The organism is Kitasatospora sp. NPDC058046, from assembly GCF_042885595.1.
Classification (GTDB): Bacteria; Actinomycetota; Actinomycetes; order Streptomycetales; family Streptomycetaceae; genus Kitasatospora.
In genome coordinates this window covers 15,659-27,951 of sequence record NZ_JBHVRS010000038.1, presented here as the reverse complement: position 1 = coordinate 27,951, position 12,293 = coordinate 15,659, and the positions used below count along the sequence as shown (strand labels likewise).

Sequence of the window (12,293 nt, the reverse complement as noted above, 5' to 3'; positions counted from 1 at the left end):
TTCACCGGGAGTTGGTGCCTTTGGCGCCCCGCCGCCGGGGGAGGGGGCGGCGGGGCTCTTGACTCATATATTAGGTTAGCCTTACCTGAATTCCGCAAGGGGGTGGTGCCCACCGGGCCCCCTTTGCGGCATCCCCCATGCCCCCTGAGGAGTGATTCGCCGTGCCCCTGTCCAGCCGGCTCCGCCGTCTGGCCGCCGCCCTGGTGGCCTCCCTCGCCGCCCTGCTGGCCGTGGGCCTGTCGCCGGGGCCGGCGGCCGCCGCCGAGGGCAGGGTCTCCGGCGGCCGGCTGGACTGGGGCATCAAGCAGTCCTTCCTGACCTACGTCACCGGGCCCATCGCCAAGGGGAGTTGGGGGCTGACCGGCGGCGCGGCCACGGTCGGCGGCAGCACCTTCCGGTTCCACTCGGCGAACGGCACGTACGATCCGGCGGCCGGCGCGCTGACCGCCGCCTTCTCCGGCGGCGTGCGGTTCACCGGGCACCAGGAGGGCGGCTCCAACGCGCTCGACCTGAGCATCGGCCGGCTCACCTTCAAGGCCGTCCAGGGCGGCGCGGCCGGGCTGTACGCCGACGTCAGCAGCAAGTCCAAGGAGACCGGGCAGGTCAGCAGCGCGAGCCAGGCCAAGCTGGCCGACCTCTCGCTGGCCGGCGTCGACCTGCGCGGCGCGGCCGGCACCCTGACGCTGAGCGGTGTCCCGGCGACCCTCACCGACGCCGGGGCGAAGGCCTTCGGCGGCTTCTACCAGGCCGGCACGGCCCTCGACCCGCTCAGCCTCTCGGTCAACCTGCCCGCCGCGCAGCCGACGCCGGCGGCCCCCGCCCCGACGTCCGGCGCGGCCGCCACGGCCGCGCCCGCGACCACGCCGCCGGCGACCGCCCCGTCGCAGGCCGAGCCGGCCGTCCCGCCGGCCACCGAGCCGGCCGCCCAGGCCCCGGCCCGTACCGGGTTCGCCGACGGCGCCCTCGACTGGGGCGTGCGCCGCACCTTCCGCGACTACGTCACCGGCGCGATCGCCCAAGGCCGTTGGGAGCTCGGCGGCGGCGCGGCCGACGGCGGCGCGTTCTTCCGCTGGACCCCGGCCAAGGGCGCGTACGACCCGGCGACCGGCGAGCTGACCGCCGCCTTCACCGGCACCGTCCGCTTCACCGGCATGCGCGCCGGCGACGGCTACGGCCTGGACCTCACCCTCGCCAACCCGGGCGTCAGCGTCTCCGGCGGCCAGGGCCGACTGCTCGCCGACGTCTCCGGCCGGACCCCGGACGGCGGCACCCGGCAGCTCCCCGGCGTCGAGCTGGCGACCTTCGACCCGGCCGGCCTCAAGGCCGAGGGCGGCCTGCTGACGGCCGTCGAACTGCCGCTCACGCTCGCCGAGGGCGGCGCCGAGGCCTTCGGCGGCCTGTACCCGGCGGGCACCGCGATGGACCCGCTGAGCTTCGCCGTCGCCCTCGACCCGGCCGCCGCGCTGCCCCCGCTGCCCGACCTCGGCAGCGCCCCGGCCACCCCGCCGGGCGCCGTCGCGAGCCCGCCCGCCTCCCCGGCCGCCGCGCCCGTCGCCGCGTCCTCCCCGGACGGCGTTCCGGTGCCGGCCGTGGTCGGCGGCGCGGTGCTGGTGGCGGCCCTCGCCACCACCGGCGGCCTGCTCGTCCGCCGCCGCCGGGCGGCCGCCGCGGCCGGGGCCCCCGCCACCGGGCCCGACGCCGACGACGCGGCCTGACCCCTCCGGGAGCGTCCCCCCGCTCCCTCCCCCCATCCGAACGGAGTACCCAGCATGTCCCGCAACCGCACCCGGCTGGCCGCCCTCGCGGCCGCCACCGCCGGCCTCGGCCTGACCGCCCTCGGCGCCCCCGCACTGGCCTTCGGCGCGGGCGGCCCGAGCAGCGTCACGTACGACACCGGAGCGCTGGACTGGGGTGTGAAGGCCAGCTTCCGCAGCTACATCGAGGGCCCGGCCTCCCAGGGCGGCGCGATCGAGCTGACCGGCGGCGCGACCCGCAACGCCGACGGCACCTTCCACTTCGGCCTGGCGAACGCGGCGTACGACCTCACCACGCACGCGCTCAGCTCCTCCTTCACCGGCGGCGTGCACTTCACCGCCCACCACGGCGCGCTGGACGTCGCGCTCAGCGACCTGCGGATCACCACCTCCGGCACCACCGGCACGCTGACCGCCGACACCGCCTCCAAGGAGTTGGTGGGCGCCGCCGACGTCACCCGCCGGGACGACGTGCCGCTGGTGACGTTCACCGTCGCGCGGGACACCACCAACGGGACGCCCGCCGCGGCCAAGCTGACCGAGCAGGGCGCCCGGGCCTTCGCCGGCTTCTACCCGGCGGGGGCGGACATGGACCCGCTGTCGCTGCTGCTGAAGCAGAGCCCGGCCACGACCCCGCCGACCGTGCCGCCGACCGCGACGGCCACCGCCACGCCGTCCGCCACCTCCTCGCCGAGCACGGGCCCGACCGGCGGCCCGACCGGCAGCCCGAGCGCGAGCCCCACCGCCACGGCCACCGGCACGCCGACCGCGGCCCCGTCGTCCGGCACCCCCTCGGCCGGCTCCTCGCCGTCGGCCACCCAGGCGCCCGGCGCCACCGCCTCCCCGTCCGCGAGCGGGGGCCCCGGCACGGCCCCGGCCACCCTGCCGGTGGTGAACGGGACGCTGGACTGGAAGGTCAAGGAGAGCTTCCGCACGTACCTGGAGTCCCCGATGGCCGCCGGGAAGGTCGAGTTCGGCGGCGGCGCGGCCGACTACCGCTTCGGCGGTGCCACCGGTGCCTACAACACCACCGACCACTCCCTGAGCGCCGCCTTCAACGGCTCGGTCCGCTTCCTCGGCCACCCCGGCAAGGACGGCTGGGCGCTGGACACCACGCTCTCCAAGCTGGGCCTGACCATCGACCGGGACGGCGCCTTCCTGACCGCCGACGTCAACGGCAAGTCCCAGGACGGCGGTTCGACCTCGCTGAGCGGTGTCAGGATCGCCCGGCTGGACGTCCCGGCCGCCGCCCTGAAGCCGGTCGGCGGCGTGGTGACGCTCTCCGGCGTTCCGGCCACGCTCACCGCCGAGGGGGTGCCGGCCTTCTCCAACTACCCGGCCGGTACGGCCCTGGACCCGGTCAGCGCCACCCTCGCCTTCGACAAGGACGCCAAGCTGCCGCCGGCCGGCTCCTCCGGCAACGGCAACGGCAACGGCAGCGCCGGCGGCGGTTCCGCGGCCGGCGGCGGCCAGGGCACCGGCACCGGTACCTCCGGCGGGGCCTCGCTGACCACCGGCGGCCTGAGCGGTACGGGCGGCGGCTCGCTGGCCGCCACCGGCGCGGACACCCCGGTGGTCCCGCTGCTGGCCACCGCGGCCGGTCTGCTGCTGGTCGGCGGCAGCGCCACCGTCCTGGTGCGCAACCGCCGTGGTGCGGTCCAGGCCTGACGCCCGGACGGAGTGCCGAAACGGCCCCGGCGAGCAAGCGCTCGCCGGGGCCGTTTCCCGTGACCGGGGTAAGGAGGAACGTTTACGCATTCAGCGGGTAGCGCGTGTCCAGGTCGCGGAAGACCGCCCCGTTGAGCACGAAGGCCCGCTTGCACTCCTCGACCACCCGGCGCCGCTCGACCTCGTCCATCGCCTCCCCGGCCGCGTCCAGCTTCGCCCGGTACTCGCGCTTGAAGGCGGCCGGGTTGTCGACCTCCTCGAAGACGTAGAACCGCACGCCGTCGCCCTTGCGCTCGAAGCCCCAGGTCTTCTCCGCTATGCCCCGGATGATCTGACCGCCCGACAGGTCGCCCAGGTAGCGGGTGTAGTGGTGCGCGAGGTACCCGGCCGGCCACTCGGCGGCCAGCTCCTCCAGCCGGGCGACGTACGCGGCGGTGGCCGGCAGCGGGGCCAGGCCGTCCCGCCAGTCGGGCCCGCGCAGGTGCGCCAGGTCGCGCTCGATGGCGGCGGTGCGCAGCAGCGACCGGTCGATGAAGGGGCCCGCCAGCGGGTGCTCCGCGAGCTGCTCGGCCCGCTCTTCCAGGGCCCGGTAGACGTGCCAGAGCTGGCCGGTGAGGTCGGCGTACGCCTCGATCCCGAGACCGCCGCCCAGCAGCCGGCTCATGAACGAGGAGTGTTCGGCGGCCTCGTGCTCCTCGCTGCTGGCGGTGCGGAGCACGGTGGAGAACGGGGCGGGCGCGGGCGTGGGCATGCGGCCTCCAGGGTCCGGGATCGGCCGGTGGGAATCGGCTGAATGTGTGGTTAGCCTAACCTAACTTCGCGTCTTGCCGACAGGCTGTCGGCAAGACGTCCCGTCCCCGGACACGACAGAGGCCGGGGTCCGCGGACGAATCCGCGAACCCCGGCCCCGGGCTGTCCCGACCTGCCTCCGACCGTCCCCGGCCGAGTGGGATCGGAACGACGGCTCAGTGGCCGCCCTGCTCCGCCAGACGCTTGATCGAAGCGGTGACCTCGGCCTCGGCCTCGGCGCGGCCGACCCAGTTGGCGCCCTCGACCGACTTGCCCGGCTCCAGGTCCTTGTAGACCTCGAAGAAGTGCTGGATCTCCAGGCGGTCGAACTCCGACACGTGGTGGATGTCGCGCAGGTGCTCCCAGCGCGGGTCCGTCGCCGGGACGCAGAGCAGCTTGTCGTCGCCGCCGGCCTCGTCGGTCATCTGGAACATGCCGATGGCGCGGCACTTGATGAGGCAGCCCGGGAAGGTCGGCTCGTCCAGGATGACCAGGGCGTCCAGCGGGTCGCCGTCCTCGCCGAGCGTGCCCTCGACGTAGCCGTAGTCGGCCGGGTAGCGGGTCGAGGTGAAGAGCATCCGGTCGAGCCGCAGACGGCCGGTCTCGTGGTCGACCTCGTACTTGTTACGAGAGCCCTTCGGGATTTCGATAAGGACGTCGAACTCCAACGGTTCCTCCAAGGTAGGGACTGACAGAATCCAAGTGTCTCCTACGGGAGCGGGTGCTCGGGAAAGGGGCCGGTCGGTGGGCACAGGGGGAGGGGCGGCGGGCCGCCGCGGGGGGACGGCCGCGGGGCTGTTCGGAGCGGCGCTCCTGGTCGTCGGTACGGTCCTGACCTCGGGTGGTGCGGTCGCGCAGCCGGCCCCGCCGCCGGGCGGGCACAGCGCCGGGCCGGGCGAGGGCGAGGACCACGACGGACCGAACGGCCACGGCGGGAGGAAGGGCGACCACGGGAAGGGCGGCGCCGGTCCCCGGTCGAACGACGACCCAGCTGCCGCGCCCGCCCGTCGCGCCGCGCCGCCCGCCGCGCCCACGCCCGCGGCCTCCGTGCCCGGCGCCCCCGTGCCCGCCACCGGGGGTGGCGACGCGTCCGCTGCGCGCCCGGCCCCCGCGCCGGGCGCCGTCCTGGCCGCCGTCGAGGGCGGCCCGGGCGCCGCCGTCCCCACCGCGCAGGGCCTCCGGCAGGCGCTCGCCGCCGCGCTCGCCGACAAGAACCTCGGCGAGGTCACCTTCGCCGTCGCGGACGCCGGCACCGGCCAACTCCTGTACGGCTCCGGGGAGAACACCCCCGCCACCCCCGCCTCCACCACCAAGCTGGCCACCGCGGTCGCGGCCCTGTCCCTCATCCCGGGCGACACCCGGCTGCACACCCGGGTGGTCCAGGGCGCGGCCCCGGGCACCATCACCCTGGTCGGCGGCGGCGACCCGACGCTCACCGCGCTGCCCGCCGACCAGGTGCAGATCGGCGGTCAGCCGGCCGACGCCGACACCGCCCCCGCCTCACTGGACTCCCTCGCCCAGCAGACCGCCGACAGCCTCAAGGGCCTCGGCACCACGACGGTCCAGCTGGACTACGACCTGTCGATGTACGCGGGCGGCCCGCAGCACAGGAACCACGACGCCCAGAACATCGCCCTGGTGGTCCCGCTGATGGTGGACGAGGCCAAGGCGGACCCGAAGAGCCGGGAGGACGCGCCGGACCGGGTCGCCGACCCGGCGGCCGCGGCCGCCGAGGCCTTCGCCGCGCTGCTCCGGGCCCGCGGCATCACCGTGACGGGCAAGGCCGGCCCCGCCGCCGCGCCCGCGCCCGCCCCGACCGCCACCGGCACGGCGCCCCTCGGCGACGTCTTCTCGCCGACCGTCGCCCGGCTGGTCGAACGCCTGCTGACCACCTCCGACAACCAGCTCGCCGAGGCGATCGCCCGTCAGGTCGCCATCGCCGCCCACCAGCCCGCGAGCTTCGAGGGCGCCGCGGCCACCGTCACCCAGGAGCTCACCCGGCTCGGCGTGCCGATGGGCACCGTGGTCCTCAACGACGGCAGCGGCCTGCACCCGGGCAACGCGATACCGCCCGCCGTCCTGGTCCGACTCCTCGCGCTGGCCGCCTCCGAGCAGCACCCCGCCCTGCGCCCGGTGCTCACCGGCCTCCCGGTCGCCGGCTTCACCGGCACCCTCAACAAGCGGTACGGCTCCGGGTCCGGCGCCGCCGACGCGGCCGGGCTGATCCGCGCCAAGACCGGCACCCTCAGCGGCGTCAACACCCTCGCGGGCACCGTCGTCGACGCCGACGGCCGCCTGCTCGCCTTTGCCGTCATGACCCGTACCGCCGCCCCCGCCGACACCGCCCGCGCCGCGATGGACCGCGTCGCCGCCCGCCTCACCACCTGCGGCTGCCACTGACCCGGCGCTGCCCTTCAACGGCCCCGGCCCGGCGGCCCGGAGGCACCCCGCCGCCGCGCACCGGTCCGCCGCCCGCCACTGGTCGCGGCCGGAGACCGGTGGGGCCGGGGCCCGTTGGGGAGAGGTGTTCGCGGCGGGTGGCTGCCGTTGGTGGTGGGGAGCACGTACGGTGAGGGCATGACGAGCGCGAGTGGCGGTGCTGACATGGTCGACTGGAACCTCGCGGTCGCAACCGCGACCAGGTTGGTGCGGCCGGGTCCGGAAGTGAGCCGGGAGGAAGCGGCGGCGGTGGTCGCCGAGCTGCGCCGGCACGCCCTGGAGGCGGAGGAGCACGTGCGGGCGTTCACCGGCATGCGTTCGTCCAGCCTGTCCCAGGCCGCGGCGACGCCGGTGCTGGTGGTGGACCGTCCGGGGTGGATCCGGGCCAACGTGGCGGGCTTCCGCACGGTCGTCCAGCCGCTGGTGGAGAAGCTCCAGGCGCGTCGGGCGAACAGCACGGCGGCCGGGGTGTTCGGCGCGGTGGGCGAGAAGGCGACCGGGATCGAGGTCGGGGCGCTGCTGGCGTTCCTGTCCACCAAGGTGCTGGGCCAGTACGAGACCTTCGCCCCGGCCGAGCCCCCGCTGGAGGCGCCGGACAGCCCGGCGGCGCTGTTCGACAAGCCGCGGCTGGGGCCGGAGGGCCCCGGGCCGGGCCGGCTGCTGCTGGTGGCGCCGAACATCGTGCACGTCGAGCGGGAGCTGGACGTCGACCCGTCCGACTTCCGGCTCTGGGTCTGCCTGCACGAGGAGACGCACCGGACGCAGTTCACCGCGGTGCCGTGGCTGCGCGACCACATCCAGTCCGAGGTGCAGTCCTTCCTCGCCGAGACGGACGTCGACCCGGGCGCCCTGCTGGAGCGGCTGCGGGACGCGGCGGGTTCGCTCGGCGGCCTGCCGGGTGGCGGCAGCCGGGAGGGCGCCTCCTCCGGGAACCTGCTGGAGATCGTCCAGTCGCCCGCGCAGCGCGAGATCCTCGGCCGGCTGACGGCCGTGATGTCGCTGCTGGAGGGCCACGCGGACGTGGTGATGGACGGCGTCGGGCCGGCCGTGGTGCCGACGGTCGCCGAGATCCGGGAGAAGTTCCAGCAGCGCCGGGACCGCGGCGCCAACCGGCTCGACCTGCTGCTGCGCCGGCTGCTCGGCATGGACGCGAAGCTGCGCCAGTACCAGGACGGCGCGGTGTTCGTGCGCGGGGTGGTGGAGCAGGTCGGCATGGAGGGGTTCAACCGGGTGTGGACCTCCCCGAACACCCTGCCCACCAAGGACGAGATCCACGACCCGGCCGCCTGGGTGGCCCGGGTGGCCCGCTGAGCGCGGTCGTGACGCGGGCGCGCCGTATGCCGGACGGCAAGCGGCGCGCGCCGGTCAAACCCGCTCGTACGAGTGGTCCAATCAGGCCGACGACGAGTGAAGAAGCGTTTCTTCATTCACCCGAACGTGGGACGGTCGACCTGCCGGGGGCGCGGGTGGCGTAGTGGGTGGCCACTATCTGCCACCATCTGTGAGCGCCCGGTAACCGGGTGCTCATGCGGGTGCGCGGTCCCCGCCGCGTCCGCCGCACGTCCTGTCCCCCCTCCGTCGAGGAGTCGTCCGCCGTGGGTCCTCACCCCGCCGTCGCCGCGATACGCCTGGCCGTTCGCCGTACGCTCACCGACCTCGCCGCCGAGGCCGGTTCCACCTTCACCGCGCCGGTGCGCCGGCCCCGGGAGCGCCCGGCCGGGGCGCCGCTGGTGGGTGCCGCGGTCGGCACCACCCTGATCGGCAACGCCGCGCGCCACCCCTCCGGGCTGCCCCGGACCCCGGCCGCGCCCGGCTCGCCGCTGGTCCTGGTCGCGGTCAGCGGCGGCGCCGACTCGATGGCGCTGGCCATCGCCGCCGCCTTCGAAGCCCCCAAGATCGGCCTGCGGGTCGGCGCCGTCACCGTCGACCACGGCCTCCAGGCGGGATCCGCCGAGCGCGCCGCCCAGGTGGCCGACCGGCTGCGCAGCCTCGGCCTCGACCCGGTGGAGGCGGTCCCGGTCCGGGTCGGCCGCGCCGGGGGCCCGGAGGCCGCCGCCCGGGACGCCCGCTACGCCGCCCTGGACGCGGCCGCCGACCGCCACGGCGCGATCGCGGTGCTGCTCGGCCACACCCGGGACGACCAGGCCGAGACCGTGCTGCTGGGCCTGGCCCGCGGCTCCGGCTCCCGCTCGCTGGCCGGGATGCCCGCCCAGAAGGGCCGCTACCGCCGCCCGCTGCTGGAGCTGGACCGGGCGGCCACCCGGCAGGCCTGCGCCGCCCAGTCGATCCCGGTCTGGGACGACCCGCACAACTGTGATCCCGCCTACACCCGCTCCCGGGTCCGCCACGAGGTGCTGCCGGTCCTGGAGAAGCACCTGGGCGGCGGGGTGGTCGAGGCGCTGGCCCGCACCGCCCGGCTGTTCCGCGACGACGCCGACGCCCTCGACCAGTGGGCCGCACTGGCCGAACGCGACCTCCGTACGGGCGACGGCGCCCTGGACGCCGTGAAGCTGGCCGAACTGCCGCCCGCGGTGCGCCGCCGGGTGCTGCGCCGGGCCGCGCTGCGGGCGGGCTGTCCGGCCGGGGACCTGTTCGCCCGGCACCTGGAGACGATCGACCTGCTGGTCACCGGATGGCGCGGACAGGGCCCGCTGCACCTACCCGGGGGCGTCGAGGCCACCCGCAGGTGTGGCACGCTGGTCTTTCGGCGGCAGGGCGACTGACGGGCGAGGCATGCCCAGGGGGAGCCGACCGCCGGCCACACAGACCCCGAACGTTTGAGGACGTATCCCCGGTGGACCAGAACGACATGGGCGCTGACCTCGCGAAGGTGCTCATCAGCAAGGACGAGATCGACGCCAAGCTCCTGGAGCTGGCCGAGCGAATCGACCGGGACTACGCAGGCAAGGACCTGCTGATCGTCGGCGTCCTCAAGGGGGCTGTGATGGTCATGGCCGACCTGGCCCGGACCCTGCACTCGCAGGTCACCATGGACTGGATGGCCGTCTCCTCGTACGGGATGGGCACCAAGTCCTCCGGTGTGGTGCGGATCCTGAAGGACCTGGACACCGACATCGCCGGCCGTGACGTCCTGATCGTCGAGGACATCATCGACTCCGGTCTGACGCTGTCCTGGCTGCTCGGCAACCTGGGCTCGCGCGGTCCGGCCTCGCTGGAGGTCTGCGCGCTGCTCCGCAAGCCGGACGCCGCCAAGGTCGAGATCGACGTCAAGTACGTCGGCTTCGACATCCCCAACGAGTTCGTGGTCGGCTACGGCCTGGACTACGCGGAGAAGCTGCGCAACCTCCCCTTCATCGGGACCCTCGCCCCGCACGTCTACGGCGGCTGACGGCCCCGTTCGGGTTACGGGCGGGAACAGTAGGCCGTTCCCGCCCGTTGGACCCCCGGGGACAAAGAACCACAGCCGTCTCGCCGTGCTCCCGCCATGGGTGGGTCCGACTGCGGTACGGTCCAATAAACCGCTCTTCACATGAGCACCAATCGGATTGCGCCGCGGCCCAACAGCCCCCCGGCGCCGTTGAGTGGCAGGAGGGACGGGGCGGCAACGCCCCGCATGGATGGACGTCAAGCGATACTTCCGTGCGCCGATCATGTGGATCGTGCTGGCCGTCCTCGCCGTCATCGTGCTGATGCAGGTCGTTTCGGACTCCAACGGCTACAAGACGGTGGACACCGGTCAGGTCGTCGCGGCGATCGACGCGCACAACGTCAAGTCGGCGCAGATCACCACCGGTGACTCGAACACGATCAAGATCCAGCTCAAGGACGGCGCCACGCTGCCCAGTGCCGGAACGGGCAAGACCCCGTCCGGTACCAAGTTCCAGGCCTCTTACATCGGCGACCAGGGTGTCGCCATCGCCGACAAGCTCCAGGCCCAGGTCAACGACAAGGACGCGAGCACGCTCGCCGAGGGCTACACGATCAGCCCGGAGAAGCAGAGCACCTTCGTCAGCCTGCTGCTGTCGATGCTCCCGATCGTGATCATCGTCCTGGTCTTCCTGTTCCTGATGAACCAGATGCAGGGCGGCGGCTCCCGGGTCATGCAGTTCGGCAAGTCCAAGGCCAAGCTGCTCACCAAGGACACCCCGAAGACCACCTTCGCCGACGTCGCCGGCGCGGACGAGGCGGTCGAGGAGCTCCACGAGATCAAGGAGTTCCTCCAGGAGCCGGCCAAGTTCCAGGCCGTCGGCGCCAAGATCCCCAAGGGCGTGCTGCTCTACGGCCCGCCCGGCACCGGCAAGACCCTGCTGGCCCGCGCCGTCGCGGGCGAGGCCGGGGTGCCCTTCTACTCCATCTCCGGCTCGGACTTCGTCGAGATGTTCGTCGGTGTCGGCGCCAGCCGCGTCCGCGACCTCTTCGAGCAGGCCAAGGCGAACGCCCCGGCGATCGTCTTCGTCGACGAGATCGACGCCGTCGGCCGGCACCGCGGCGCGGGCCTCGGCGGCGGCCACGACGAGCGCGAGCAGACCCTCAACCAGCTGCTGGTCGAGATGGACGGCTTCGACGTCAAGGGCGGCGTGATCCTGATCGCCGCGACCAACCGCCCCGACATCCTGGACCCGGCGCTGCTGCGCCCGGGCCGCTTCGACCGCCAGATCGCGGTCGAGCGCCCCGACCTCCAGGGCCGGCTGGACATCCTCAAGGTGCACCAGAAGGGCAAGCCGATCGCGCCCGACGTCGACCTGTCGGCCGTCGCCAAGCGCACCCCCGGCTTCACCGGTGCCGACCTGTCGAACGTCCTCAACGAGGCGGCGCTGCTGACCGCCCGCTCGGACAAGAAGCTGATCGACAACGGCATCCTGGACGAGGCGATCGACCGCGTCGTGGCCGGTCCGCAGAAGCGCACGCGGATCATGTCCGACCGGGAGAAGAAGATCACCGCGTACCACGAGGGCGGCCACGCCCTGGTCGCGGCGGCCTGCCAGTACAGCGACCCGGTGCACAAGATCACCATCCTGTCCCGCGGCCGGGCCCTCGGCTACACCATGGTGCTGCCGGACGAGGACAAGTACTCCACCACCCGCAACGAGATGCTCGACCAGCTCGCCTACATGATGGGCGGGCGCGCGGCGGAGGAGCTGGTCTTCCACGATCCGACCACCGGTGCCTCGAACGACATCGAGAAGGCCACCGCGACGGCCCGGGCCATGGTCACCCAGTACGGCATGACCGAGCGCCTCGGCGCGATCAAGTTCGGCTCGGACAACTCGGAGCCGTTCCTCGGCCGCGAGATGGGCCACCAGCGCGACTACTCGGAAGAGGTCGCCGGGCTGGTCGACGAAGAGGTCAAGAAGCTCATCGACACGGCGCACAACGAGGCCTGGGAGATCCTGGTCGAGAACCGCGACGTGCTCGACAACCTGGTCCTGGAGCTCCTGGAGAAGGAGACCCTGAACAAGGAGCAGATCGCCGAGGTCTTCGCCCCGATCGTCAAGCGCCCGACCCGGCCGGCCTGGACGGGCTCCGCCCGCCGCACGCCGTCCACCCGGCCTCCGGTGCAGTCCCCGAAGGAGCTGGCGCTCACCAACGGCGCCGCCTCCGGCGAGGCCGCTCCGGTGGACGTCGTGAAGCTCCCGCCGCTGCCGGCCACCGAGCCGCCGACCGAGGGCTGACCCCCGCTCC

The 12,293-nt window shown here is 74.2% G+C and carries 9 protein-coding genes; 7 read left to right on the top strand and 2 right to left on the bottom strand.

Annotated features, from left to right (window positions below):
* Nucleotides 1–161: 161 nt before the first annotated feature.
* A complete protein-coding gene (locus ACFVU7_RS42220; RefSeq protein ID WP_388051624.1) occupies nucleotides 162–1,715 on the top strand; it encodes an HtaA domain-containing protein in 1,554 nt (517 codons plus the stop codon).
* Nucleotides 1,716–1,769: 54 nt separating this feature from the next.
* Nucleotides 1,770–3,422, top strand: a complete 1,653-nt coding sequence (locus ACFVU7_RS42215) for an HtaA domain-containing protein (protein ID WP_388051621.1) — start codon at nucleotides 1,770–1,772, stop codon at nucleotides 3,420–3,422.
* A gap of 82 nt (nucleotides 3,423–3,504) precedes the next feature.
* Here the strand turns inward: ACFVU7_RS42215 and ACFVU7_RS42210 are convergent, their stop codons facing one another.
* Both ACFVU7_RS42210 and ACFVU7_RS42205 read right to left on the bottom strand, forming a co-directional pair.
* Nucleotides 3,505–4,173 (bottom strand): heme oxygenase (biliverdin-producing), encoded by a 669-nt coding sequence (locus ACFVU7_RS42210; protein WP_388051619.1) that lies wholly within the window; start codon nucleotides 4,171–4,173, stop codon nucleotides 3,505–3,507.
* 214 nt (nucleotides 4,174–4,387) lie between these two features.
* Nucleotides 4,388–4,879: an inorganic diphosphatase gene (locus tag ACFVU7_RS42205; RefSeq protein WP_030244505.1), complete on the bottom strand. Its 492-nt coding sequence runs from the start codon at nucleotides 4,877–4,879 to the stop codon at nucleotides 4,388–4,390.
* A 76-nt stretch (nucleotides 4,880–4,955) separates the two neighbouring features.
* Between ACFVU7_RS42205 and dacB the strand changes: the two genes are divergently transcribed.
* The 5 genes from dacB to ftsH all read left to right on the top strand — a co-directional run bounded on the left by dacB (nucleotide 4,956) and on the right by ftsH (nucleotide 12,283).
* Nucleotides 4,956–6,611 carry a D-alanyl-D-alanine carboxypeptidase/D-alanyl-D-alanine-endopeptidase gene (gene dacB, locus ACFVU7_RS42200; RefSeq protein ID WP_388051616.1) on the top strand — a complete coding sequence of 552 codons (1,656 nt, stop codon included), beginning with the start codon at nucleotides 4,956–4,958 and terminating at the stop codon, nucleotides 6,609–6,611.
* Nucleotides 6,612–6,788: 177 nt separating this feature from the next.
* Nucleotides 6,789–7,961 (top strand): zinc-dependent metalloprotease, encoded by a 1,173-nt coding sequence (locus ACFVU7_RS42195; RefSeq protein ID WP_049659916.1) that lies wholly within the window; start codon nucleotides 6,789–6,791, stop codon nucleotides 7,959–7,961.
* A gap of 284 nt (nucleotides 7,962–8,245) precedes the next feature.
* On the top strand, nucleotides 8,246–9,373 hold the full coding sequence (tilS, locus tag ACFVU7_RS42190) for a tRNA lysidine(34) synthetase TilS (protein WP_074006435.1): 1,128 nt from the start codon (nucleotides 8,246–8,248) through the stop codon (nucleotides 9,371–9,373).
* Nucleotides 9,374–9,444: 71 nt separating this feature from the next.
* On the top strand, nucleotides 9,445–9,999 hold the full coding sequence (hpt, locus tag ACFVU7_RS42185) for a hypoxanthine phosphoribosyltransferase (protein WP_049654051.1): 555 nt from the start codon (nucleotides 9,445–9,447) through the stop codon (nucleotides 9,997–9,999).
* A gap of 229 nt (nucleotides 10,000–10,228) precedes the next feature.
* Nucleotides 10,229–12,283 carry an ATP-dependent zinc metalloprotease FtsH gene (ftsH, locus tag ACFVU7_RS42180; protein ID WP_074006436.1) on the top strand — a complete coding sequence of 685 codons (2,055 nt, stop codon included), beginning with the start codon at nucleotides 10,229–10,231 and terminating at the stop codon, nucleotides 12,281–12,283.
* Nucleotides 12,284–12,293 lie beyond the last annotated feature (10 nt).